We start from the raw sequence: 24,298 nt of genomic DNA on the forward strand, positions 1-24,298 counted from the left end.
CGGCGCGGTTGAGGTGGACCAGCGCCACGTCGAGTCCGATCGCGGGCATGGCGACGAGCTCCTCGCCGTCGGCGTAGGGCGACCGCACGGTCCTGATCTCCGGCGCGTGCTCGAGCACGCCGGAGCCGAGGCCCGCCCTGATCGGCAGGAACGGCAGCCGGTGCGCGGCGGCGCGCAGGCCGGTCTGGAACATGCCCTCGTCCAGTTCCAGCACCTCGATCGCACCGGTCTCGCGGGCTCGTCTGAACCACGGGTCGTACGGGATCGAGTCGAGCGAGACGAAGCCGTAGACCAGCTTGCGCACCTTGCCCGCCGCGCACAGCAACCCGGCGTCCGGGCCGCCGTAGGTGACGACGGTGAGGTCCTTCACCGCTGTTCTCAGCAGTGCGTGCACCAGGGCCATCGGCTTGCGCCGCGAGCCCCAGCCGCCGATGCCGACGGTCATCCCGCCCTTGATCTCGCCGACGACCTCGTCAGCCGTCATTCGCTTGTCGCGCATGGTTTCCGTCCAGGAAGGCCTGCCGGGCGTGGTCCGACACACCGGTGAGGTTCAGCTCGAAGGTGAAGCCCTGCTCGAAGCGGTAGCTCTGGTGCACGCGCTGCGGGTCGATGCCGTTGATCGCCTCCTTGGCCGCGCGGATCACCCTGGGGTCCTTCTTCGCGATCTCCTGGGCGATCTCGCGCGCCGCGTCGTCGAGCCGCGCCCGCGGCACCACCTCGACGACGCTGCCGTGGTGGTGCAAGGTCTGCGCGCTGACGTTGCGGGCCGTGTAGTAGAGCGTCCGCATGAGGTGCTGCGGCACGAGCCGGGCGAGGTGCGTGGCCGCCCCGAGCGCCCCGCGGTCGACCTCGGGCAGCCCGAACGTGGCGTCGTCGGACGCGACGATGACGTCCGCGTTGCCGACCAGCCCGACCCCGCCGCCGAGGCAGAACCCGTTCACCGCGGCGACGACCGGCACCTCGCAGTCGTAGACGGCCGCGAAAGCCCTGGCGCACCCCCGGTTCGCGGCGACGAGCGCCTCGTACCCGGTCGAGCGCTGGATCTCCTTGAGGTCGACGCCCGCGCAGAACCCGCGGTTCTCGGCCCGCAGAACCACGACCCGAGCCTGCGGGTCCCTGCCCGCGCACGTGACCGCCTCGGCCAGCTCGAACCAGCCCTGCGAGGGGATGGCGTTGACCGGGGGATAGTCGACGGTGACCTCGATGATGCCGTTTTCGGTGTGGCTGCTGGAGATTCCCATGGCGCCGCCTTCCGAACCAAGCGATTGCTTGGTAACTTAGCAGTGCCGGAGCGACCGGGGTAGGTGCTGGTGGAACTGGACCTCGACGGAGCAGTGGTCCTCGTGACGGGCGGCGTGCGGGGTGTCGGTCTCGGCATCACCCGCGCGTTCCTCTCGGCCGGGGCCGTGGTGGTGACGTGCGCCCGGCACCCCTCCGAGGTGCAGGGCGCGTCGTTCGCGCAGTGCGACGTCCGCGACGCGGAACAGGTCTCCCGGCTGGTGAGCGGCATCGTCGCCGCGCACGGCCGGTTGGACGTCGTGGTGAACAACGCCGGCGGCGCGCCGTTCGCGTTGGCGGACAAGGCCTCGCCCCGGTTCCACTCGAAGATCGTCGAGCTGAACCTGCTGGCACCTCTGCTGGTGGCGCAGGCGGCGAACGCGGTCATGCAGACCCAGCCGTCAGGTGGCTCGATCGTCAACGTCAGCAGCATCTCGGGCCGTCGGCCGTCGCCCGGAACCGCTGCTTACGGCGCCGCCAAGGCCGGGCTGGACAGCCTGACGTCGTCGCTGGCCGTCGAATGGGCACCTCGGGTGCGGGTGAACGCGCTGGCCGTCGGCATGGTGCGGACCGAGCAGTCGCACCTGCACTACGGCTCGGAGGCCGGCATCGAGGCCGTGGCGCGAACCGTGCCGTTGGGGCGGCTCGCCACACCGGACGAGGTCGGCGCATGTGCCGTGTTCCTGGCTTCACCGCTGGCGTCCTACGTGAGCGGCGCGACGTTGGTCGTGCACGGCGGGGGAGAGGCGCCCGCGTTCCTGACCGCTGCCGATGGGGGTTCGTCATGAGCAGAGTCGTGATCGTGACCGGAGCCGGCCGTGGCATCGGCCGCGCCCACGCCCTGGCGTTCGCCGCCGAGGGAGCCCGTGTGGTGGTGAACGACCTGTCGGCGGACGCCGCGGGCGAGGTGGCCGCCCTGATCGGACCGCAGGCGATCGCCAACACCGACGACGTCGGGACGTGGGCGGGCGCTCGGCAGCTGGTCGAGACGGCGGTCTCCGAGTTCGGCCGCTTGGACGTGCTCGTGAACAACGCCGGCATCGTGCGCGACCGCATGGTCGTGAGCTGCAGCGAAGAGGAGTGGGACGACGTGGTGCGCGTCCACCTCAAGGGCCACTTCGCACCACTGCACCACGCCGCGACGTACTGGCGTGGCGTGGCGAAGGCCGGCGGCACCGCGTCGGGCCGTGTGATCAACACGTCGTCCGGCGCGGGCTTGTTCGGCAGCGTCGGGCAGGCGAACTACTCGGCGGCCAAGGCGGGCATCGCCTCGCTGACGCTGGTCGCGGCCGCCGAACTGGCCCGCTACGGGGTGACGGTGAACGCGATCGCCCCGGCCGCCCGCACACGCATGACCGAGGCGACGTTCGCCGCGACGATGGCGCCGCCCGAGGAGGGGTTCGACGCGATGGCCCCCGAGAACGTCTCGCCGCTGGTCGTGTGGCTCGGCAGCGAGGAGGCCGGGGACGTGACCGGGCGGATGTTCGAGGTGGACGGCGGGCGGGTCTGCGTGGTGCACGGCTGGCAGCGCGGCCCGGAGGTCGACAAGGGGTCGCGGTGGGCGCCGGGCGAGCTGGGTGACGTCGTGCGCAAGCTGGTCGCCGATGATCACCCGGTGCCGGTCTACGGAGCCGAGTAACGTCGATCAGGTGACCCGGCTCGCGACCCACGCCACCGTCTCTGGCGCGTTGGCGCTGTTGGGCGACCGTGAGCTGGGGGAGCTGCTGGACCGGGCCGAGCCGGGGATCGGCGAGCTTCGGGGCGTGGCGGGAACTGACAGGCGCGTCCCGTACCCGGCCGAGGACCTCAGATCCGTTCGATGATCGTGCCGGTCGCCAGCGCCCCACCCGCGCACATCGTGATCAACGCCGTCGACGCGTCCCGCCGCTCCAGCTCGTGCAGCGCGGTCGTGATCAGCCGCGTACCGGTGCTGCCCACCGGGTGCCCGATCGCGATCGCGCCGCCGTTGACGTTGACCCGGTCCCAGTTCGGCCGGTGCACCGCCGCCCACGACAGCACGACCGACGCGAACGCCTCGTTGACCTCGAACAGATCGATGTCCGCCATCTTCATGCCGCTGCGCTCCAGCAGTCGCGCCGTGGCGTCCACCGGGCCGTCGAGGTGGTAGTACGGGTCCGAGCCGACCAGGCACTGGGTGACGATGCGCGCGCGTGGCCTGAGGCCGTGCGCACGGGCGAAGTCCTCGTCGACGACCATCACCGCGGAGGCGCCGTCGGAGATCTGGGACGACGTCCCTGCCGTGTGCACGCCGTCCGGTACGACGGCTTTCAGCGCCGCCAACGCCTCCAGTGAGGTCTCCCGCAGCCCCTGGTCGGTGTCCACGAGGTCCTCGCCGACCTTCACCGGCACGACCTCGGCGGTGAACCGGCCGGCCGCCCAGGCCGCGCGGGCCCGGTTCTGCGACTGGACGCCGAACCGGTCGACCTCCTCGCGCCCGATGCCCCGCCGTGCCGCGACCCGTTCGGCCGCCACGAACTGGTTGGGCAGGTCGATCGTCCACGAGTCGGGGCGCGGCATGCCGGTCTCGCCGAGGTTGCTGCGCAGCGGGACGCGGCTCATGGCCTCGACACCGCAGGCGATGCCGCACGAGATCGCGCCGGCGGCGATGAGACCCGCGACGAGGTGCGTGGACTGCTGGGCCGAGCCGCACTGGGCGTCCACCGTCGTGCAGCCCGTGGTCTGCGGCAGGCCGGCGTGCAGCCAGGACGTCCGCGTGATGTTGTTGGACTGCTCGCCCGCCTGGGTGACCGTGCCGCCGATGGCCTGTTCGACGCTCGACGGATCGACGCCCGTCCGGTCGAGCAGCCCCCGCTGCGCCGCGCCGAGGAGCTCGGCGGCGTGCAGGCCGGACAACCAGCCGTTGCGCCTGCCGATGGGCGTGCGCACCGCTCCCACGATCACCGGACTGCCCACGCGAGCCTCCTCGACCTAGAAACTAGAACACGTTCCTGTGCATCACCAGATTGGCCGCATGGGGGCTTCAACACAAGGCGCAAGCGTGTTTGAATCAGATAGAACGCGTTCCACCTAGGAGGTGCCTGTGGGCAAGCCGAGCATCCCGGAAGGCTTCGACTTCACCGACCCGGACATGTACGCGAGTCGTCTGCCGCACGAGGAGTTCGCCGAGCTCCGCAAGACCGCGCCGATCTGGTGGAACTCCAAACCGCTGGGCCAGGGCGGCTTCCCCGACGAGGGCTACTGGGTGGTGACCAGGCACCACGACGTGAAGGAGGTCTCGCGCAACAGCGAGCTCTTCTCCAGTCGCGAGAACACGGCGATCATCCGCTTCAAGGACGACATGCCGCGCGACAACATCGAGATGCAGCGCCTCCTCCTGCTCAACATGGACCCGCCCACCCACACCAAGCAACGCGGCATCGTCTCCCGCGGCTTCACCCCGAGAGCGGTCAACGCCCTGCGCGAGGCCCTGACGGCCCGCGCCGAGAAGATCGTGACCGAGGCCCTCGCCAAGGGCAGCGGCGACTTCGTCTCGGACGTGGCCTGCGAGCTCCCGCTGCAGGCCATCGCCGAGCTGATCGGCATCCCGCAGGAGGACCGCCGCAAGATCTTCGACTGGTCCAACCAGATGATCGCCTACGACGACCCCGAGTTCGAGATCGAACCACTGGCCGCGGCCACCGAGCTCCTCGGCTACTCGTGGACGATGGCGGAGGACCGCCGCAAGTGCCCACGCCACGACATCGTCACCAAACTGGTCCAGGCGGACGTGGACGGCGCGGGCCTGGCGTCCGAGGAGTTCGGCTTCTTCGTCCTCCTCCTCGCAGTGGCCGGCAACGAGACGACCCGCAACGCCATCACCCACGGCATGAAGGCCTTCTTCGACCACCCGGACCAGTGGGAACTCTTCAGGGCGGAACGCCCCGCCACCACAGCGGACGAGATCGTTCGCTGGGCCACCCCGGTCGTCTCGTTCCAGCGCACGGCCATGGCCGACACGGTCCTGAGCGGCGTGGAGATCAAACAGGGCCAACGAGTGGGCATGTTCTACTCCTCGGCCAACTTCGACGAGGAAGTCTTCACCGCCCCGGAGGTCTTCGACATCACCAGGGACCCGAACCCGCACCTGGGCTTCGGCGGTAGCGGCGCACACTTCTGCATCGGCGCGAACCTGGCGAGGCTGGAGATCGACCTGATCTTCAACGCCATCGCCGACGCCATGCCGAACATCAAGCAGGTGGCCGAGCCGCGCCGCCTGCGGTCAGGCTGGCTGAACGGCATCAAGGAGTTCCGCGTCCAGTACGCGTGAGAGGCCCCGCCGCGCCCGGATTCCGGGCGTGGCGCGGCGGCGTGTGAGCACGGAACGGACAACGCGTCCGTGGGGGCACGACCAGGTGCGGTCAAGGCGTCGTCAACGTCCCCAAAGCCCGCTCGGTCTCCCAGAAGGCCCGGACGGACCGGATCAACCCGTCCTCACCGACCCGGTAGACGAACACACCCTCCGTGGAAACCGAAGCCCCGCCAGGCAGGAACGCCCGGATAACACCGACGTTCGCACACTCGGACCCAGCAGCGAACGAGTCGTAGATCTCGAACTCGAACCGCTCAACAGGCCCGATCGCCATGTCCCAGAACCCGGAGATCCCAGCCACCCCGTGATGCCCAAGCCCCGAGGCATCGAACATGGACGGCCCGACGGGATCCTCGACCACAGCGTCCTCGGCGAACAGGGCCAGCCACTCCTCTTTGGCCCCACGCACAACAGCGTCCATGGAACGCCAGGAAGCAACCCGAGCAGGCGTCTCCACCTCGGAGGCCTTCCACGTCACGGCGGTCATGAGAACTCTCCCAGCACCTCGTCGGCAAACCGCCGGAGCCCGTCCTTCTTGGCCTGCAACCCGCCGTCGAAACCGACGCCGTAGAACAGCCAGGGGACCACGATCACGTCGGTGACCCCGATCTCCTCCAGCTGCCGGTACCCGTCCACCCCGAACCGGTCGATGCACACGGCCTGGATCTCGAACGGCCGCTCGAACGCGCCGAGATCCTTCAGCTGCGCGATCACCGACTGGAGATCAGCGAACTTGATCATCGCCGAAGTCCACCCGTCGCCCACGCGGGCGGCCCGCTTCAGGGCGGGCAGGGTGTGGCCGCCGACGTAGAACGGCACCGGCGAGGTGGGTGCCGGCGACATCTGCAGCCGGTCGAAGTCGAAGTAGTCGCCGTGGTACTCGACCATCCCGCCGCCGAGCACCAGCTTCAGCACGTCGATCATCTCGTCGACGCGCGGCCCGCGGTTCTTGAACGGCACGCCGCACCACTCGAACTCCTCCGGCGACCAGCCGAGCCCGACGCCGAGGCCGAAGCGGTTGCCGGTCAGGTGCGCGACCGACCCGATCTGGCGGGCCAGCAGCAACGGGTTGCGCGAGCCGAGTTTCAGGACCTGCGTGTAGAAGTGGATCCGCGACGTGACGGCGCCCATCGCCGCCGCCGCGACGAACGGGTCGACCCACGGCGTCTCCGGGTTCCACATGCGCGAGCCGTCCGGTGTGTACGGGTAGTCCGCGGACACCTTCTCGGAGAAGAACAGGGAGTCCGGCAGCGCGATCGACGCGTACCCGCACTCCTCGGCGCACTGGGCCAGCGACGTCAGTTGGTCGAGCGGGCTCATCGCGATGCCGACGGTGAACTTCATGGCTTCTCCGATCCGACGACCCACATGGCGAAGAACTGCGACCCACCGCCGTACGCGTGGCCCAGCGCGACCCGCGCGCCGTCGACCTGGTGGTCGCCCGCGGTGCCCATGACCTGCATGGCGGCCTCGGCGAACCGCAGCAGGCCGGACGCGCCGATCGGGTTCGACGAGAGCACGCCGCCGGACGGGTTGACCGGGAGGCGGCCGCCGATCTCGGTCTCGCCCGCCTCGGTGAGCTTCCAGCCCTGACCGGCGTCCGCGAACCCCAGGTTCTCCAGCCACATCGGCTCGAACCACGAGAACGGCACGTAGATCTCGGCGGCGTCCACTTCGGACAGCGGGTCGGTGATGCCCGCCTGCTTCCACAACGCTCGCGCGCAGTCCTGCCCCGCCTGGGGGTTGACCTGGTCGCGGCCGGCGAACGTCGTCGGCTCCGTCCGCATCGCGGTCGCGCGGATCCAGGCGGCGCGCGAGGAAGTCGGCGAGGCCGAGATCACCACCGCGCAGGCGCCGTCCGACGACGGACACGTCTCGTCGTAGCGGATCGGGTCCCACAACATCTTGGACGCCCGCACCGACTCGACGGTGGTGTCCGGCTGCTTGAGGTGCGCGTACGGGTTCAGCGCGCCGTTGCGGCGGTCCTTCGCGGCCACCATCGCGCCGATGTGCTCGGGAGCGCTCGCACGACGGATGTAGGCGCGGACGTGCGGTGCGAAATAGCCGCCGGCGCCGGCGTGCACGGGCATCGTGAACGGCGTCGGCACGGACAGAGCCCACATCGCGTTCGACTCCGACTGCTTCTCGAACGCCACGGCCAGCACGCGGTCGTGCACGCCGGACTGGACCAGCGAGGCGGCGACGTTGCCCGTGCTGCCACCGACCGAACCCGCCGTGTGCACGCGCAGCAACGGTTTCCCGACGGCGCCCAGGGCGTCCGCCAGGAACAGCTCGGGCATCATCACGCCCTCGAACAGGTCCGGTGCCTTGCCGAGCACCACGGCGTCGATGTCCGGCCAGTCCACGCCCGCGTCGGCCATCGCGCGGTCGATCGCCTCGCGGCACAGGCCCGCCATCGACACGTCGAGGCGCTTCGCGGCGTGGTGCGTCTGGCCGGTGCCGACCACAGCTGCCGGTCGCATCTACTCCCGCCCTTCCATCACGCAGACGAGGTTCTGTTGGAGCAGCGGCCCGCTGGTGGCGTGGCCGAGCACGCGGGACGCCGAGCCGTCGTGAACCCGGCGGGCCGCCTCGCCGATCCTGGCGAGACCGGCCGAGAACATCGGGTTGCCCGCCAGCACACCACCGGACGGGTTCACCGCCACGTCGTCACCGAGCCCGAGCGCTTGGCGCAGCAGGATCTCCTGGTGGGTGAACGGCGCGTGCAGTTCCGCCACCTCCACCCCGTCGGCCCCGGCCGCTTTGCCCGCGGCCACCGCGGAAGGAGACGTCGTCAGGTCGCGCGTCCCGAACGACGGCGAGTCGACCCGGTGCTCGAACCCGGTGATCCACGCGGGCCGCTCGCAGAGCTCCCGCGCGCGGTCGCCGGCCGCGAGCACGATCGTGGCCGCGCCATCGGTGATCGGCGCGCAGTCGTGCCGCCGCAACGGGTCCGCGACGTAGTCGGAGGCCAGCAGGGAGTCGACGTCCACCCGACCCGACAGCTGCGCCAGCGGGTTCGACAGGGCGTTGGCCCGGCTCTGCGCGGCCACGGACGCCATCGCCCGCTCGTCCCACAGCCCCGCCTCGATGCCGAGCCGCGCCTGGATGCCCGCCAGGCCGATCGTGTCCGGCCACAACGGAGTGACGACGTACGGGTCGAGCTGCATCGCCATCACGCGGCGCAACTGACCGGCGGACGACTTGCCGAAGCCGTAGACCAGGGCCGTGTCGACCTCGCCGCACTGCAGCTTCACCCAGGCCTCGTACAGCGCCCAGGCGGCGTCCATCTCGACGTGCGACTCGGCGATCGGCGGGAAGGCGCCGATCGCGTCCACCGCCGAGACGAACGAGAACGCGCGCCCCGCCAGGTAGTCCGACGAGCCCGAGCACCAGAACCCGATGTCGGACTTGGTGAGCCCGAGGCCGCCGAGCACCTCGTGGAAGATCGGCACCAGCATCTCGACGCCGTTGGTGGTGCCGTCGGTCTCGCGCACGCAGGGCGTCTGCGCGAAACCGACTACCGCAACCTCACGCATGCGAGCCTCACAGGTGCCGGGAGTAGGAGTCGAACGCCGCGTCCGGCTCGCCGGAGGGCTTGAAGTGGTCGATGTTCTGCATCGTCGGGCCCCACTCCTCGCGCGGTTTCCAGACCGCCTCGACGCGCATGCCCATCCGCACGTCCTCCGGCGCGACGCCGAGCAGCAGGTGCAGGAACGGGATGTCCGCGCCGTCGAGCAGCACGTAGGCCGAGACGTACGGCGGCGGGATGCGCTGGCCGAGGAACGGCACGTTGACCACGCAGAACGTCGTGACGGTGCCGCGGTCGGACAGCTCGACCTGGTCCGTCGTCGGCACGCCGTCGGTGGGACACGCGGGCCGCGGCGGGAAGTAGACCTTCTCGCAGGCGGGGCAGCGCTGCGCGATCAGCCGGCCCTCCATCAGGCCGCGCAGGAACGGGTCCTCCGTCGGCGACGCGGAATGCGTGTAGTGGAGGTTGACCGGCGTGATCACCATCGAGACGTCCTCCGCCTCGACCGGCGGGTCGGCGGGGGCGTCGGAGAGCTCGAAGCACTCGATGTCGGTGATCGCGCCGACGCGCTCGCCACGCCACCGCACCCGCACGCGTGCACCCGTGGAGATCGCGTCGGGCGAACCCGCGTCCACGGCGTGCAGCAACGACGTGTCGGCGCCGTCGAGCTGGATGAGCGACCACGCGAACGGCCGGTCGAGCGGCTGGCCTTCGAGCGGTTCGGGGATCCAGGACCAGCCGCGCACGACACCGGTCGACGCCACGTCGACGAACTCGGACAGCTCCTCCGCCGTCACGGGGTCGTACTCGAGCGGCGGCACGTGCACACGGCCGTCCGAGCCGCGGATGCCGGTCACCTTGCGGCGGCGCAGGTCCGAGAGGAACCGGCCGATCGTCGGGCCGGTGGAGCGCGTGTAGTCGAAGCCGACGTCCAGTGGAGCACTCAGCGGCTTGGTCACAGATCAAAGTGAAACAGGTTCTCGAAATGGTGGCAAGATGAGTGCATGAAGCTCGGTCTGCAGCTCGGCTACTGGGGCGCTGGTCCGCCCTCGAACGCCGCCGAACTCGTGGCGGCGGCAGAAGTTTCCGGCTTCGACGCGGTGTTCGCGGCCGAGGCGTGGGGCTCGGACGCCTTCACCCCGTTGGCGTGGTGGGGATCCGAGACCGAACGGGTGCGGCTCGGCACGTCCGTCGTGCAGATGTCCGCCCGCACCCCGGCGGCGTGCGCGATGCACGCCCTGACCCTGGACCACCTGTCCGGCGGCCGGTTCGTGCTGGGACTCGGCGTCTCCGGACCGCAGGTCGTGGAGGGCTGGTACGGGCGCCCGTTCGCCAAACCCCTGGCCAGGACCAGGGAGTACGTCTCGATCCTGCGCCAGGTGCTGGCCCGCGAGGCGCCGGTGCGCAACGACGGCCCGCACTACCCGCTGCCGTACCGGGGGCCCGGAGCGCTCGGGCTGGGCAAGCCGCTCAAGCCCATCACCCACCCGCTGCGCGCCGACCTGCCCATCTGGCTCGGCGCCGAGGGGCCGAAGAACGTCGCGCTGACGTCGGAGATCGCCGACGGCTGGCTCGCGATCTACTACGCGCCCAGGCTCGCCGGCATGTACGACGAGTGGCTCGGCGAGGGGTTCGCGAAATCCGGCCGGAGCAGGGAGAACTTCGAGGTCGCGGCCACCTGCCAGGTCGTCGTGACGGACGACCCGGTGTCCGTCCGGGCGATGCTGAAGCCGTTCGTCGCCCTGTACATCGGCGGGATGGGCGCGCCGGGGATGAACTTCCACGCCGAGGTGTTCACCCGCATGGGATACGGCGAGGCGGTGCAGGACATCGGCAGGCTGTTCCAGGCGGGCCGCAAGGACGAGGCGGCGCAGGTGGTCCCGGACGAGCTCGTGGCCGAGATCAGCATCGTCGGCACGGCCCAGCACGTCCGCGAGGAGGTCGGCCGCTGGGAGAAGGCGGGCGTCACGATGCTGCTCGTCGGATGTCGCGACGTTGCCTCGATCAAGGCGGTGGCGGAGGCTTGTCAGTAGGTGAAACGCGTTCTACTTTGAGGGTGTGGTCACTGGACTCTGGAACATCGCCGCGGACCGGCCGGACACCATCGCGCTGGTCGGCCCGAGCGGTCACGAGATCACCTACCGGGAGCTGGCCGACGCCGCGAACCGGTACGGGCGCGGGTTCCAGGCGCTGGGTCTGGAACCCGGCGACAGCATCGTGCTGATGCTGCCGAACAGCGCCGAGCTGGTGCAGGTGTACTTCGCCGCGTACCAGACCGGTCTCTACGTGGTGATGGCCAACTGGCACCTGACCGGCGCCGAGGTCGCGTACCTCGTGCAGGACAGCGGTGCCAAGGCGTTCGTGGGCCACGAACGGTTCGCGCAGGCGGCCGCGGAGGCGTCGGCGGGCCTGCCGGGGAACGCGCGGTTCGCGGTCGGGGACATCGACGGCTTCGAGCCGCTGGCGAAGCTCGGCGAGGGCGAGGAGGGCAGGCCCGACGTCCGCACCACCGGGTCGCCGATGCTCTACACCTCCGGCACCACCGGGCGGCCGAAGGGCGTGCGCAGGCCGTTGACCGGCGCCGATCCCGACGCCGTGCCGGGCTCGGCGCAGTGGTTCTTCGGGATCTTCGGCATCTTGCCGCACGACGGGCACGTGCACCTGTGCGGGTCGCCGCTCTACCACACCGCCGTGCTGAACTTCGTGACCATCTCCATCCAGCTCGGACACACCGCCGTGCTGATGGACCACTGGTCGCCGGAGGAGATGCTGCGGCTCATCGACCGGTACAAGGTCACCCACAGCCACATGGTGCCGACCCAGTTCCACCGCCTGCTCGCGCTGCCCGACGACGTGAAGTCCAAGTACGACATGGGTTCGCTGCGCGCGATGATCCACGGCGCCGCGCCGTGCCCGTTGGAGGTCAAGCGGCGCATGCTCGACTGGTGGGGGCCGGTCGTCATCGAGTACTACGCGGCCACCGAGGGCGGCGGCACCGCGATCTCCGCGCAGGAGTGGCTGCGCAAACCCGGATCCGTCGGCCTGCCGTGGCCGACGTCCGAGATCAAGATCCTGGGCGAGGACGGCGCCGAGCTCCCGGCAGGGGAGCAGGGGCTCGTCTACATGCGCATGGGCGACTCGACGTTCGAGTACCACAAGGACGCCGAGAAGACCCGCGCCGCACGGGTCGGCAAGCTCTTCACGTTGCAGGACATCGGGTACCTCGACGAGGACGGCTACCTGTTCCTCTGCGACCGCAAGAACGACATGATCATCTCCGGTGGGGTGAACATCTACCCGGCGGAGATCGAGGGCGAGATCATCTGCCACCCCAAGGTCGCGGACGTCGCGGTGTTCGGCGTCCCGCACGCCGACTGGGGCGAGGAGATCAAGGCCGTCGTGCAGCCGGTGGACGGTGTCGAGGGCGATGACGCGCTGTCCGCGGAGATCCTCGAGTTCGCGCGGACGAGGCTCGCGAAGTTCAAGCTCCCGCGCACGATCGAGTACATGGCGGAGCTTCCCCGCGACCCGAACGGCAAGCTGTACAAGCGGAAGCTCCGCGACCGTGCGTGATCTGATCAAGATGTCGTCGGGTGAGGTCGAGGCTTTCCTGAACGAGCAGAAGACGTTGGTCGTGGCGACCATCGGGCGCGCCGGGCTGCCGCACCTCGCGCCGATGTGGTTCGCGTTCCTGGACGGCGAGATCGTCTTCTGCACCGACCGCAAGTCGCAGAAGATCGTCAACCTGCGCCGCGACCCGCGCTGCAGCGTGCTGGCGGAGGCGGGCGAGACCTACGACCAGCTGCGCGGCGTGCACATGGAGGGCGTCACCGAGTTCACCGACCTCGGCCCGGTCGTGGACGCCGTGGTGGCGCGCAACTTCGGTGAGGTGGGCGACGACGAGACCGCCCGCGAGGCGATGCGCAAGGCCATGTCGAGGCGCGTCGCCGTGATCTTCCGTCCGACGCGGACGGCCAGCTGGGACCACCGCAAGACGATGCCGGGAGCGACCCCATGACCCTCAACCGCCGCCAGGTGCTCGCCGGAGCCGGTCTCGCGCTGGCCTCGGGACTCGTCAGACCCGGCTCCGCGTCGGCGGCCGACGAGTTCGACGTCGTCGTGGTCGGGTCGGGCGCGGCCGGCATGACCGCGGCCCTCACCGCCGCGAAGCGCGGCCTGAGCTGCGTGGTGCTGGAGAAGGCGCCGACGTTCGGCGGCTCGGCCGCCCGGTCCGGCGCCGGCATCTGGATCCCGAACAACGAGGTCATCCTCGCTGCCGGTGTGCCGGACACGCCCGCGAAGGCCGCGCAGTACCTGGCGGCGGTCGTCGGCGACATCCCGCCGGCGCGCCAGCAGGCCTACCTGGCCCACGGGCCGCAGATGATCTCGTTCGTGATGCGCAACAGCCCGCTGCGCTTCCGGCACATGGACGGCTACAGCGACTACTACCCGGAGCTGCCCGGCGGCATCGCGCGGGGCCGGTCGATCGAGCCCGACGTGCTGGACGGCCGCGTCCTCGGCGACGAGCTGGCGAACCTCAACGCCCCCTACCTGGCCGTGCCGGCCGGCATGGTCATCTTCGGCGCGGACTACAAGTGGCTCAACCTGGCTCTCGTCAACGCCAAGGGCGCCGCCACCGCGGCCGCCGCGCTGGCCCGCGGCACGGCGGCCGCGCTGGCCGGGCAGAAGCCGCTGACGATGGGCCAGGCACTGGCGGGCGGCCTGCGCGCGGGCCTGATGCAGGCCGGCGTGCCGGTGTGGCTCAACACCGGTCTGCAGGACCTGGTCGTGGAGAACGGTGCCGTCAAGGGAGTGCTGACCTCACGCGGAGTCGTGCGCGCCCGGCGCGGCGTCATCATGGGCTCCGGTGGCTTCGAGCACAACGCGGCGATGCGCGCCCAGTACCAGCGCCAGCCGATCGGTACTCAGTGGACGGTCGGCGCGAAGGAGAACACCGGCGACGGGCACCGAGCGGGCCAGCGCGCCGGAGCGGCGTTCGACCTGATGGACGACGCCTGGTGGGGTCCGGTGATCCCGACGCCCGGCTCGTCGTACTTCTGCCTCGCCGAACGCACGCTGCCCGGTGGCCTGATCGTCAACGCGGCGGGCAGGCGGTTCGTCAACGAGGCCGCGCCCTACAGCGACGTCGTGCACGTCATGTACGACAAGAACCCCACCGACCCGTGCATCCCGTCATGGCTCATCGTCGACCAGAACTACCGCAACCGGTACCTGTTCGCCGACGTCGCCCCGGCACTGCCGCTGCCCGACGGCTGGTACCAGTCCGGCGCCGTGGTGAAGAACTGGTCGCTCGACGGACTGGCTTCCGCGATCGGGGTGCCGGGCGCCGCGCTGAAGGCGACCGTCAGCAGGTTCAACAGCCAGGCCCTGAGCGGCAGGGACGCGGACTTCCGCCGCGGCGACTCCGCCTACGACCACTACTACACCGACCCGGCGGTCATCCCGAACTCGTGCCTCGCGCCGCTGTGGCTGGCGCCGTTCTACGCGTTCAAGATCATGCCCGGCGACCTCGGCACCAAGGGCGGTCTGGTGACCGATGCACGAGCCCGCGTGCTGCGGCCGGACGGGTCGGTGATCCCGGGGCTGTACGCGGCGGGCAACGTGAGCTCGGCGGTGATGGGCCGCAGCTACGCGGGGGCCGGGTCGACGATCGGGCCGGCGATGACGTTCGGGTACGTCGCCGCGAACAACGTCTAGGTCCTAGTCCAGCTCCCACACCGTCACGTGGCCTTCGATCGTCTGCGCGTCGACCGCCGCGACCTCGAGCCGGAAGACGCGGCCGTGCGGCGTCAGACCGCACACGCGGCTGCCGGCGACCAGGTTCTCCGCGTCCTGGGTGGACTGCCCGGTGAGGTGGGCCAGGCACTCCGCCTGTCCGGGGAGCCCGTCGGTGAACCACTCGGCGAGCCGGTAGCCGGGGTCGCCGTGCAGCCGGCCCGGGGTGAGCGGCCAGAGGTTCGCGCCGGCGGTGTCGCGCGGTTGCCTGGGGTCCAGGTGGTAGCTGCCGAACCTCAGCGACCCGCTGTAGCGCACGCCCGCGACCGGCGGCGCCGCGGCGGTGGAGATCGAGGTCTCGGTGGTGGTCCCCGGCGGCGGTGGCGGGGCGCTGTGGACCGGCCGTGCCACCGAACCCTGTTGCGCCGTCGGACGGATCGTCACCCGCGCGGGAGCGGGCCCGGTCGTGGCCGGAGGCGGTGACGACGTTGTCGTCGTCGCGTCCAGCGGCGCACTCGTGGGCGAGACGGGCAGTTCCACGGCCTGGTCGTCCGACACCGCGAGGTCGACGACGGAGGCGGTGCCTCCCAGCACGGCGGCCACCGCGGGAACGCTCAGCCACCAGAGGACCCTGCGCTGCCAGCGCCTTCCCGGCGTGCCGACGTTGATCTCGATCGACCCCGCCTGCAACGCCGTGCCGCTGACGTCGCCGCCGAGGTCGTTCTCGGTCGCCTGATCGGAGTGCTTCACGACTGGCCCCTTCGCCCCGCTGCCGGAGTGTGACGGTTGGCTGATCGGCCAGTCAAACTCCTGTGTTACGGGGGCAAACGAATCGGTTGATGAAGTACCGTGGGGTGCAACGCATTCGAACCTGGGGGAGAGATGCATCGAACTCTGCTGTCCTTGTTCACGTCCGCGGTCCTGGTGGCCGCCACGCTGACCACGGCGGACGCCGAGGCGGCCGCGGTCAGGACCACCATGTCGTTCGTCGCGCACCAGGACGACGACCTGCTGTTCATGAACCCCGACATCGCCTCGGACGTCGAGGCGGGCTACAACGTCTGGGTCGTCTACCTCACCGCGGGCGAGGTCCACACGAGGGATCCGCTGGGGTACGCGAACCAGCGCGTCGAGGGTGAACGGGCCGCGTACGCCAAGACCGCCCGAGTGGCCAACAACTGGACGTACGAGGAGCTGTGGGTGGACGGCCACCCGCTGGCCACCAACCGGCTCAACGGCACGAACGTGCGCCTGGTGTTCACCTACGTCCACGGCGCGTCCGGCGGGTGCGACAGTCCGGGCGGTGACCCGCAGGGCGACCTGTACCGGATGCTGCACGACGGCTCGGGCAACAGCTACGTCGCCCGTCCGATCGACGGAAGGCCTTCGTACACCCGGCAGTCCTTCACCTCGATGCTGCGCACGCTCATCGGGTACGCGAACCCGGAGTACATCCGGTCCGGCAGCAGCATCGGCCACCGCGACAGCCCCAACCGGGACCACGTCGACCACACCTCCGCCGCCAACCTCGTCGCGGAGGCCGATCTGGACGGCGCCGGTCGCACGTGGATCCGCCGGGACGAGTACACCGGTTACAACAGCGCCAACTTCCCGGAGAACGTCTTCGGTTACTGGAACGTCCGCAAGGTCGAGATCTGGGACGAGTACTGGCCGCACGACCCCGAGCTCGGACGGCTGTCGCACGAGTACGCCTTCACCCGCCAGATCCGGCCGGAGGGCAGGATCTTCTGGCCCGGCACGCCCTGGGTGCCGCCGGGCGACTTCTTCGTGGCGGGCTGCTAGCGGCCCTTGAACTCCGGCTTGCGCTTCTCCGCGAACGCGCGAGGCCCTTCCTTCGCGTCCTCGCTGCCGAACACCTCCATGCCCAGACGAGCGTCCACAGTGAACGCGTCGTTCTCGTGCATGCCCTCGGTCTCCCGCATGGTCTGCAGGATCTTCCGCACGGCGACGGGCCCGTTGGCGGTGATCAGCGCGGCCAGTTCGAGGGCCTTGTCGAGTGCTTGGCCGTCCGGCACGACGTGTCCGATGAGGCCGATCTCCTTGGCCTCCGCGGCGCGGATGTGCCGGCCGGTCAGCAGGAGGTCGGCCGCCACGGTGTACGGGATCTGGCGCGGCAACCGGACCGCCGAGCCGCCGAGCGGGAACAGGCCCCAGCGGGCCTCCGAGACGCCGAAGCGGGCGCTCTCGCCGGCCACGCGGATGTCCGTCGCCTGAAGGATTTCCGTGCCGCCGGCGACCGCGGGGCCTTCCACGGCCGCGATGAGCGGTTTCGTCAACCGGCGACCCTTCAGCAGCGGCTCGATGACGGAGAAGTCGAACCGGCCGGCGTTCTCGCCGGGGTGGTTCCGCGTCATGGCCTTCAGGTCGGCGCCCGCGCAGAACGAGCCGCCCGCGCCGGTCAGGACGCACACGCGCACGTCCGGGTCGGAGTCCACGCGGTCCCAGGCTTCCTTCATGATCGCCAGCATCGGGCCGGACAACGCGTTGCGGACCTCCGGCCGGTTCATCGTCACGACCAGGACGTTGCCGACCAAGTCCACCAACGCGTGAGGTTCCGTCGTGGTCGTCATTCGCGCGCCTCCTGGATCGAGTCTGACCGCACGGGGGATTGTCGAGAACAGTAACACGTTCTACTTTGCGTACCATGGCCCTCAACGTCGCAGACCTCGTTGAACACGCCGCCGACACCGTGCCCGACCGGACCGCGCTCGTGTGCGGGTCCAAGCGGACCACCTATGCCGAACTGGAGTCGCGGGCCAACAAACTGGCTCACCACCTGGCAAAGAACGGCGTGACACCGGGTGCGCACGTCGGGCTCTACGCGCGCAACTCCATCGAGCTGGTCGAGGCCATGCTCGCGGTGTACAAGCTGCGCGCCGTGGCCATCAACGTGAACTACCGCTACACCAAGAACGAGTTGCAATACCTGTTCGGGGAAGCGGACCTCCAGGCGCTGGTGCACGAACGCCGGTACTCGCCGCTGGTCGCGGAGGTGGGCGTGCCCGGCCACGCCGTCGTCATCGACGACGAGACGGAGGAGCCGTTCGAGGGCGCGGACTACGAGACCGCGCTGAGCGAGGAGTCCGGGGAGCGCGACTTCGGGCTGCGCAGCCCCGACGACCTCTACATCCTCTTCACCGGCGGCACGACCGGCATGCCCAAGGGCGTGATGTGGCGGCACGAGGACGTGTGGCGCACGCTCGGCGGCGGCATCGACTTCGTGACCGGCGAGCGCCTCACCGACGAGTGGCAGCAGGCCAGGTCCGGCAAGGACTACGGGATGGTGCGGTTGTGCCTGCCGCCGTTGATCCACGGCGCCGCGCAGTGGGCCGTGCTCGGCGCGTTGTTCAGCGGCAGCACCGTCGTGCTGGTGCCGAAGTTCGACCCCGCCGAGGTCTGGCGCGTCATCCAGCGGGAGAAGGTCCAGGTCACCGCGATCACCGGGGACGCGATGGGCCGGCCGCTGATCGAGGAGTTCGAACGCGGCGACTACGACGCGTCGTCGCTGTTCATCCTCAACAGCAGCGCCGCGCTGTTCTCGTTCCCGGTGAAGAGGAAGTTCCAGGAGCTCCTGCCGCACACGACGTTGCTGGAGTCGATCGGGTCGAGCGAGACCGGGTCCACCGGCATCGGCGCGGTGCCGAAGGAGATCGTGAAGACCGACGGCACCAAGGTGAAGCTCAACGACGACACCATCGTCATCGACGAGGACGGCAACAAGCTCGACCCCGTGCCCGGTGTCGTCGGCAAGCTCGCGCGCGGCGGGCACATCCCGCTCGGCTACTACAAGGACCCCGAGAAGACCGCGCGGATGTTCGTCGAGGTCGACGGCAGGCGGTTCACCGTGCCCGGCGACTACGCCAGGTTCGAGGAGGACGGCGACATCACGTTGCTGGGCCGCGGCAGCGCGTGCGTCAACACCGGCGGCGAGAAGGTGTTCCCCGAAGAGGTCGAGTCGGCGCTGAAGTCGCACCCGGACGTGTTCGACGCGCTCGTGATCGGCGTTCAGGACGACCTGCTCGGCCAACGCGTCGGCGCGCTCGTCCAGCCGCGCGACGGCGCCACGCCGACACTGTCCGAACTGGACGCCCACGTCCGCGGGACCCTCGCGGGCTACAAGGTGCCGCGGTCGCTGTGGCTCGTCGACGAGATCGGCCGCACCCCGAGCGGCAAACCCGACTACCAGTGGGCGCAGCGCCACGTGGAGGACCATGCGCACCAGCCTGTGTGACGAGCTCGGCATCGAGCACCCGGTCTTCGGCTTCACGCCGTCCGAGCACGTGGCGGCGGCGATCAGCAGAGCCGGCGGCCTCGGCGTGCTCGGGTGCGTCCGCTTCAACGACGCCGAGGACCTCGACCGCGCGTTGACGTGGATGGACGACAACTGCGACGGCAAGCCCTACGGCGTCGACATCGTCATGCCCGCCACCATTCCCGAGGAGGGCTCCCAGGTCGACCTCTCCTCACTGATCCCGCAGTCGCACAGGGACTTCGTGCAGCAGACGCTGCTGAAGCTCGGCGTGCCGCCGCTGCCCGACGGCGAGGGAGGAGAAGGCGTGCTGGGGTGGCTGCACTCCGTGGCGCGCTCGCACGTCGACGTGGCGCTGGAACACCCGATCCGGCTGATCGCCAACGCGCTGGGCTCGCCGCCCACCGACGTCATCGAACGCGTGCACGCCGCCGGCGTTCCCGTGGCCGCGCTGGCGGGCAAGGGCGAACACGCCCGCCGGCACGTGGCCAACGGCGTCGACATCGTGGTGGCGCAGGGCTACGAGGCCGGCGGGCACACCGGTGAGGTCGCGACCATGGTGCTGGTGCCGGAGGTCGTCGACTCGGTCGACGTGCCGGTGCTCGCGGCGGGCGGGATCGGCTCGGGCCGGCAGGCCGCCGCGGCGATGGCGCTGGGCGCGTCCGGGGTGTGGATGGGCTCGTACTGGCTGACCACCGCCGAGTACACGCAGAGCCCGTTGACCCAGAAGGCCCTGCTGGCGGCGAGCTCCAGCGACACCGTCCGCACCCGCATCTACACCGGCAAGCCCGCGCGGTTGCTGAAGACGCGGTGGACCCAGGCGTGGGCGGAACCCGGTGCACCGGAGCCGTTGCCGATGCCGTTGCAGAACCTGCTCGTCAGCGAGGCCCACCTGCGGATCGCCCGGTCCGACGACCCGTCGGTGGTGTCCATGCCCGTCGGCCAGGTGGTCGGGCGGATGAACGAGGTGCGGCCCGTGGCCGACGTGATGGCGGACCTCGTGCGGGAGTACGGGCAGACGGTGGAAAGGTTGACGAAACTGGACCGTTAGGACGTATCGTGTTGCCGACTTGGGGACCATCTCTTGGGGGCAACACGATGCGAAGACGTGTGTTCGGCGTGCTCATCGGCGGGCTGGTGCTCGCCTCCACGGCGGCCGGACCGCAGGCCGCCGCGGCCGAACCGTGCCGCTGGATCGCGCACGACCTGCCGCTGCCCGCGAACTCGGAGTGGGCCAGGACCAGCGGCAGCAGCGAGAACAACCGGTTCATCGTCGGCGAGGCCGAGGTCGGCAGCGACGTCGGGCAGAGCGGCCTGCTGTGGGACGACGGCGTGCTGACCCGCCTGCCCTCCGCCGGCTCGTCCTCGATCGGGGTGCGCCCGAAGGACGTGAACAACGACGGCGTCGTCGTCGGCCGTCAGGTGTTCTACGGGCAGCAGCGTTCGCTCGCCTTCCGCTGGCGCGGCGGCTCTTTCGAGCTCCTGCCGACGCCCGCCGGGTACAGCTCGCGCGCGGAGGGCATCAACAACCTCGGTGACGTCGTCGGCGAGGTGTGGCACGAGGACGACCCGGAGGTCCGCGACGTCGTCGTGTGGCCGCGCACCGGCTCCACGACGTCGCTCTCGTCCTACATCGCGGTCGGGATCAGCGACGGCGGCAAGTACGCGCACCTGAGCCAGACCTCGGGGTTCGTGAACGACCTCGCGACCGGGCAGCAGGTCGAGCTCCCGGGCGCCCGGCGCCCGATGGTCCTCGACAACGACCGGCTGTTCTACGCCACCGCCGCCGGCATCGAGGAGCGCGCCCTCACCGGTGAGCTCGTGGCCACCTGGGACAGCGGCACCTGGTCGTGGGGCAGGACGTCCAGCGGCAACGTCGTGTTCGGCGCCATCAACCGCGTCGCGACGCTGTGGCAGTGGGGCATCCACTACTCCCTCGACTCCGCGAAGCAGCCCGTGGTCAGCGAGAACTACTACGGCGACGTCACCGACGGGGGCGCCCTGATCGGCGTCTACCACGACGCGCGGGGTGGTTCGCACCCGGCGCGCTGGTTCTGGTGCGGCTGATGCGGGTGTCGCCACGAATCGGGGGAACGGTGAAGTCGGGCGCACTCCTCGGCGTGGTGCTGCTGATGTCGGGAGTCGCGGTGCCCCAGGCCGCGGCGGACCCGTGCCGGTGGATCGCGCACGACCTGCCGCTGCCGGACGGGGCGCGGTACGCCAGGACGACCGGCAGCAGCGAGAACAACCGGTTCATCGTCGGGGAGACCGAGATCGGCTCGCGGATCGCCGCGTACGGGCTGCTGTGGGACAACGGTTCCCCGGTCCCGATGACGGAGCCGGGTCCGTCGGTGATCCCGGTCCACCCGACGGACGTGAACAACAGCGGCGTCGTGGTGGGCACCCAGGAACTGTGGAGCGAGGGGCGTTCCGTGGCCTTCCGCTACCGCGACGGCGTCTACGAGAGGCTCTACACGCCGAATGACCACAGCACCGCGGCGAAAGGCATCAACGAACGCGGTGACGTGATCGGCGACGTGTGGCACAAGGACCTGCCGAACGAACGCCAGACCATCGTGTGGCCGGTCGACGGTCCGGTGTCGGGCTTCGTCGGCTACCGGGCCGTCGGGATCAGCGACGACTTCCGGTCCGTGCAGCTGACCCGGAGTGCGGCGGCCGTGGTCGGCCTGACGGTGGAGCGCGTGACCGAGCTGCCCGGCGGGCGCGAGCCGATCGTCTTCGACAACGACCGGGTCCTGTACCCCGCCGCGACCGGGCTGGTGGAGTACGACCTCGACGGCCGGCACGTCGCCACTTGGGAAGGGGGCACGAAGCCGTTCGGCAGGACGTCCAGCGGTCACGTGGTGTTCGGCTCCGCCGACGGCACCCCGTCGCTGTGGCAGTGGGGCATCCGGTACGCCGTCGACTCCGCCCATCAGCCGGACCCGGAGTTCTACGGCGACATCAGCGACGAGGGCGCCCTGATCGGTACTCACCGGAACGCCGACGGCCGCTGGCAACCGGCCCGCTGGTTCTGGTGCGGCTGATCAGAGTGCCGTGCTGAGCCTCAGGAGCTGGGCGGTCGCCCCGCCCAGCTCGAACTCGTGGCGCTTGGCCGCCGTGAAGTAGCGGTGCACGTCGTGGCTCATGTCGATGCCGGTGCCGCCGTGGACGTGCACGGCGGTGTGCGCCACGCGGTGTCCGGCGTCGGCGGCCCAGAACTTCGCCGTCGCCACCTCGGCGTCCGCCGGAAGTCCTTCCGAGAGGCGCCAGGCCGCCTGCCACAACGTCAGGCGGATCGCCGCGACGTCGATGTACGCATCGGCGAGTCGTTGCGCCACGGCCTGGAAGCTGCCGATCGGCCGGTCGAACTGCACGCGGGTGCGGGCGTACTCGGCCGTCAGCTCCAACGCGCGTTCGGTCACGCCGAGCTGGAGCGCGCACAACCCGAGCGTGTACCGCGTGATCAGCCACTCCGGCGTCAGACCCGGAACCACCTCGCCGGACACCGCGAACTCGAACGAGCCCGCGTCCGTGCCGTCGACCAGCTCCTGGGGAACGACCGTGAGGTCCGCGGCGTCGGCCAGGAACACCTGCGCGTCGTGCGCCACCAGGAAAGCGGCCGCCGTCGTGGCGAACGGGACGGTCGTCTTCACGCCGCCGGACTCGGTGAGCGCCACGGACAGCACGGTTCCCGGTGTCAGCCAACGGGAGCGCTGGTCGGCGGTGCCGAACGAGGCCAGCGCGCAGGACGCGACCGTCGCGGGCAGGTAGGGCACGGGCGCGACGGCGCGGCCCAGCTCGACCAGCACCGCGCACTGTTCGAGGACGCCGAACTCGTCCGGCGACTCCGGCACGACGCCGGACTTGACCAGGTCGGCCCACGGCGTGTCGGACGAGTCGAGGATCTTGCGGGTCAGCGCCGCCAGCTCGCGCTGGGCCTCGGTCAGCGTGAAGTCCATGACGTCTCCCGGCTCAGCGAGGTGCGGCGGGCAGTCCCAGGCCCGCCCTGGCGATGATGTCGCGCTGGATCTCGTTCGTGCCGCCGCCGAACGTGAGGATCAGCGACGAGCGGTGCATGCGTTCGACCCGGCCGTGCAGCAGCGCTCCCGGAGAGCCGGCGCGCACGATCCCGTTGGCTCCCAGCACCTCCATCAGCAGGCGGTAGCCCTCGGTGGCGAACTCGGTGCCGAACACCTTGGTGGCGGACGCCTCGGCGGGGGAGGGGGCCTCGTCGGAGCCGGAGGCGATCCGCCAGTTGACGAGCTTGAGGAACTCGGTCTTGGCGTGCACGCGGGCCAGGTGCAGGCGCACCCACTCGTGGTCCAGGGCGCCGGTCTCCCCGGCCCACTGGCGGACCTCGCGCAGCGCGGTCTGCAACGGCGCGGCCGAGCAGAGGGCGACGCGTTCGTGGTTGAGCTGGTTGGTGATGAGCTTCCAGCCCTGGTGCTCCTCGCCGATGAGGTTGCCCACCGGCACGCGCACGTCGTCGTAGAAGGTCGCGCTGGTGGTCGGGCCGGACATGGTCGGCACCGGTGTCCAGGAGAAGCCCGGGGCGGTGGTCGGCACCACGACGATGCTCAACCCCCTGTGCCGCTGCGACTCCTGGTCGGTGCGGCAGGCCAGCCAGACGTAGTCGGCGTACTGGATGAGGCTGGTCCACATCTTCTGCCCGTTGATGACGTACTCGCCGCCGTCGCGCACGGCCCGCGTGCGCAGCCCGGCGAGGTCGGTGCCGGCCTCCGGTTCGGAGTAGCCGATGGCGAAGTGGATCTCCCCGGACGCGATCTTCGGCAGATAGAACGCCTTCTGCTCGGGCGTCCCGTAGGCCATGATCGTCGGCCCGATCGAGTTCAGCGTCAGGAACGGCACGGGCGCGCCCGCCGCGGAGGCCTCGTCGAGGAAGACCAGCTGTTCGAGCATCGGCCGGTTCCGGCCGCCGTACTCCTCCGGCCAGCCGATCGTGAGCCAGCCGTCCAGCCCCATCCGGCGGACGGTGTCCTTGTACGTCTCGGCGTCGCCGTAGTCGCCGCCCCCGGCGAGCGCGGCACGCCGTTCGGGCGTCATGAGCGCGGCGAAGTACGCCCGCAGCTCCCGGCGCAGCTGCTCCTCTTCGGGCGTGAAACCGATGCGCATGGCAGCTACTCTAGAA

The 24,298-nt window shown here is 70.4% G+C and carries 24 protein-coding genes; 12 read left to right on the plus strand and 12 right to left on the minus strand.

The genetic code is table 11. The annotated features are described in order from the left end of the window. Both VF330_RS11415 and VF330_RS11420 read right to left on the minus strand, forming a co-directional pair. The coding region (locus tag VF330_RS11415; RefSeq protein WP_330851512.1) for a CoA transferase subunit A at nucleotides 1–499 on the minus strand (499 nt) is incomplete at its 3' end. After that, on the minus strand, nucleotides 474–1,241 hold the full coding sequence (locus VF330_RS11420; RefSeq protein WP_330851513.1) for an enoyl-CoA hydratase family protein: 768 nt from the start codon (nucleotides 1,239–1,241) through the stop codon (nucleotides 474–476). The genes VF330_RS11420 and VF330_RS11415, both read right to left, overlap by 26 nt. Before the next feature lie 63 nt (nucleotides 1,242–1,304). Between VF330_RS11420 and VF330_RS11425 the strand changes: the two genes are divergently transcribed. After that, the gene (locus tag VF330_RS11425) at nucleotides 1,305–2,066 is read left to right on the plus strand and encodes an SDR family oxidoreductase (RefSeq protein ID WP_330851514.1); all 762 of its coding nucleotides are present in this window, start codon (nucleotides 1,305–1,307) and stop codon (nucleotides 2,064–2,066) included. After that, on the plus strand, nucleotides 2,063–2,917 hold the full coding sequence (locus VF330_RS11430) for an SDR family oxidoreductase (protein WP_330851515.1): 855 nt from the start codon (nucleotides 2,063–2,065) through the stop codon (nucleotides 2,915–2,917). The genes VF330_RS11425 and VF330_RS11430 overlap by 4 nt, the downstream gene beginning before the upstream one ends. 167 nt (nucleotides 2,918–3,084) lie before the next feature. Here VF330_RS11430 and VF330_RS11435 read toward each other — a convergent pair whose 3' ends face one another. Next, nucleotides 3,085–4,212, minus strand: coding sequence for a steroid 3-ketoacyl-CoA thiolase (locus VF330_RS11435; RefSeq protein ID WP_330851516.1), 1,128 nt, complete (start codon nucleotides 4,210–4,212; stop codon nucleotides 3,085–3,087). A 127-nt stretch (nucleotides 4,213–4,339) separates the two neighbouring features. Between VF330_RS11435 and VF330_RS11440 the strand changes: the two genes are divergently transcribed. Further along, nucleotides 4,340–5,566 carry a cytochrome P450 gene (locus VF330_RS11440; protein WP_330851517.1) on the plus strand — a complete coding sequence of 409 codons (1,227 nt, stop codon included), beginning with the start codon at nucleotides 4,340–4,342 and terminating at the stop codon, nucleotides 5,564–5,566. A gap of 91 nt (nucleotides 5,567–5,657) precedes the next feature. On the opposite strand, the gene VF330_RS11445 is transcribed toward VF330_RS11440, so the two are convergent. Genes VF330_RS11445 through VF330_RS11465 form a run of 5 tightly spaced genes read right to left on the minus strand, consistent with a single transcriptional unit; the run spans nucleotide 5,658 to nucleotide 10,099 of the window. After that, complete coding sequence (locus VF330_RS11445) at nucleotides 5,658–6,095, minus strand: nuclear transport factor 2 family protein (RefSeq protein ID WP_330851518.1); 438 nt, start codon at nucleotides 6,093–6,095, stop codon at nucleotides 5,658–5,660. Continuing rightward, complete coding sequence (locus VF330_RS11450) at nucleotides 6,092–6,952, minus strand: TIGR03619 family F420-dependent LLM class oxidoreductase (protein WP_330851519.1); 861 nt, start codon at nucleotides 6,950–6,952, stop codon at nucleotides 6,092–6,094. The genes VF330_RS11445 and VF330_RS11450 overlap by 4 nt, the downstream gene beginning before the upstream one ends. Next, on the minus strand, nucleotides 6,949–8,091 hold the full coding sequence (locus VF330_RS11455; protein ID WP_330851520.1) for a thiolase domain-containing protein: 1,143 nt from the start codon (nucleotides 8,089–8,091) through the stop codon (nucleotides 6,949–6,951). The genes VF330_RS11450 and VF330_RS11455 overlap by 4 nt, the downstream gene beginning before the upstream one ends. Then, nucleotides 8,092–9,147 (minus strand): thiolase domain-containing protein, encoded by a 1,056-nt coding sequence (locus VF330_RS11460; protein ID WP_330851521.1) that lies wholly within the window; start codon nucleotides 9,145–9,147, stop codon nucleotides 8,092–8,094. Nucleotides 9,148–9,154: 7 nt separating this feature from the next. Next, nucleotides 9,155–10,099 carry a Zn-ribbon domain-containing OB-fold protein gene (locus tag VF330_RS11465; protein ID WP_330851522.1) on the minus strand — a complete coding sequence of 315 codons (945 nt, stop codon included), beginning with the start codon at nucleotides 10,097–10,099 and terminating at the stop codon, nucleotides 9,155–9,157. A gap of 45 nt (nucleotides 10,100–10,144) precedes the next feature. On the opposite strand from VF330_RS11465, the gene VF330_RS11470 reads away from it, so the two are divergent. From VF330_RS11470 to kstD, 4 genes are read left to right on the plus strand one after another with little or no spacing between them, the layout of a single operon-like run. Beyond that, a complete protein-coding gene (locus VF330_RS11470; RefSeq protein ID WP_330851523.1) occupies nucleotides 10,145–11,173 on the plus strand; it encodes an LLM class F420-dependent oxidoreductase in 1,029 nt (342 codons plus the stop codon). 25 nt (nucleotides 11,174–11,198) lie between these two features. Further along, nucleotides 11,199–12,713 carry an acyl-CoA synthetase gene (locus VF330_RS11475; RefSeq protein ID WP_330851524.1) on the plus strand — a complete coding sequence of 505 codons (1,515 nt, stop codon included), beginning with the start codon at nucleotides 11,199–11,201 and terminating at the stop codon, nucleotides 12,711–12,713. Next, nucleotides 12,706–13,158 carry a pyridoxamine 5'-phosphate oxidase family protein gene (locus VF330_RS11480; RefSeq protein ID WP_330851525.1) on the plus strand — a complete coding sequence of 151 codons (453 nt, stop codon included), beginning with the start codon at nucleotides 12,706–12,708 and terminating at the stop codon, nucleotides 13,156–13,158. The genes VF330_RS11475 and VF330_RS11480 overlap by 8 nt, the downstream gene beginning before the upstream one ends. After that, the gene (kstD, locus tag VF330_RS11485; protein WP_330851526.1) at nucleotides 13,155–14,858 is read left to right on the plus strand and encodes a 3-oxosteroid 1-dehydrogenase; all 1,704 of its coding nucleotides are present in this window, start codon (nucleotides 13,155–13,157) and stop codon (nucleotides 14,856–14,858) included. Before VF330_RS11480 ends, kstD begins: the two co-directional genes overlap by 4 nt. 3 nt (nucleotides 14,859–14,861) lie before the next feature. On the opposite strand, the gene VF330_RS11490 is transcribed toward kstD, so the two are convergent. Beyond that, nucleotides 14,862–15,626, minus strand: a complete 765-nt coding sequence (locus VF330_RS11490) for a hypothetical protein (RefSeq protein ID WP_330851527.1) — start codon at nucleotides 15,624–15,626, stop codon at nucleotides 14,862–14,864. Between the two features lie 132 nt (nucleotides 15,627–15,758). Here VF330_RS11490 and VF330_RS11495 point away from each other — a divergent pair, with 132 nt between their 5' ends. Then, nucleotides 15,759–16,679, plus strand: a complete 921-nt coding sequence (locus VF330_RS11495) for a PIG-L family deacetylase (RefSeq protein WP_330851528.1) — start codon at nucleotides 15,759–15,761, stop codon at nucleotides 16,677–16,679. On the opposite strand, the gene VF330_RS11500 is transcribed toward VF330_RS11495, so the two are convergent. Next, nucleotides 16,676–17,467 carry a crotonase/enoyl-CoA hydratase family protein gene (locus VF330_RS11500; RefSeq protein WP_330851529.1) on the minus strand — a complete coding sequence of 264 codons (792 nt, stop codon included), beginning with the start codon at nucleotides 17,465–17,467 and terminating at the stop codon, nucleotides 16,676–16,678. The genes VF330_RS11495 and VF330_RS11500 overlap by 4 nt on opposite strands. 74 nt (nucleotides 17,468–17,541) lie before the next feature. Between VF330_RS11500 and VF330_RS11505 the strand changes: the two genes are divergently transcribed. From VF330_RS11505 to VF330_RS11520, 4 genes are read left to right on the plus strand one after another with little or no spacing between them, the layout of a single operon-like run. Beyond that, nucleotides 17,542–19,128, plus strand: a complete 1,587-nt coding sequence (locus VF330_RS11505) for an acyl-CoA synthetase (RefSeq protein ID WP_330851530.1) — start codon at nucleotides 17,542–17,544, stop codon at nucleotides 19,126–19,128. Next, nucleotides 19,109–20,197: a nitronate monooxygenase family protein gene (locus VF330_RS11510; RefSeq protein WP_330851531.1), complete on the plus strand. Its 1,089-nt coding sequence runs from the start codon at nucleotides 19,109–19,111 to the stop codon at nucleotides 20,195–20,197. Before VF330_RS11505 ends, VF330_RS11510 begins: the two co-directional genes overlap by 20 nt. 47 nt (nucleotides 20,198–20,244) lie before the next feature. Continuing rightward, nucleotides 20,245–21,213 carry a hypothetical protein gene (locus VF330_RS11515; RefSeq protein WP_330851532.1) on the plus strand — a complete coding sequence of 323 codons (969 nt, stop codon included), beginning with the start codon at nucleotides 20,245–20,247 and terminating at the stop codon, nucleotides 21,211–21,213. A 29-nt stretch (nucleotides 21,214–21,242) separates the two neighbouring features. Continuing rightward, complete coding sequence (locus tag VF330_RS11520; protein ID WP_330851533.1) at nucleotides 21,243–22,193, plus strand: hypothetical protein; 951 nt, start codon at nucleotides 21,243–21,245, stop codon at nucleotides 22,191–22,193. Here the strand turns inward: VF330_RS11520 and VF330_RS11525 are convergent, their stop codons facing one another. Beyond that, complete coding sequence (locus tag VF330_RS11525) at nucleotides 22,194–23,108, minus strand: acyl-CoA dehydrogenase (protein WP_330851534.1); 915 nt, start codon at nucleotides 23,106–23,108, stop codon at nucleotides 22,194–22,196. A gap of 13 nt (nucleotides 23,109–23,121) precedes the next feature. Then, on the minus strand, nucleotides 23,122–24,282 hold the full coding sequence (locus VF330_RS11530) for an acyl-CoA dehydrogenase family protein (protein ID WP_330851535.1): 1,161 nt from the start codon (nucleotides 24,280–24,282) through the stop codon (nucleotides 23,122–23,124). Nucleotides 24,283–24,298: the final 16 nt, after the last annotated feature.

It is taken from the genome of Lentzea sp. (genome assembly GCF_036380075.1).
Taxonomy (GTDB): domain Bacteria; phylum Actinomycetota; class Actinomycetes; order Mycobacteriales; family Pseudonocardiaceae; genus Lentzea.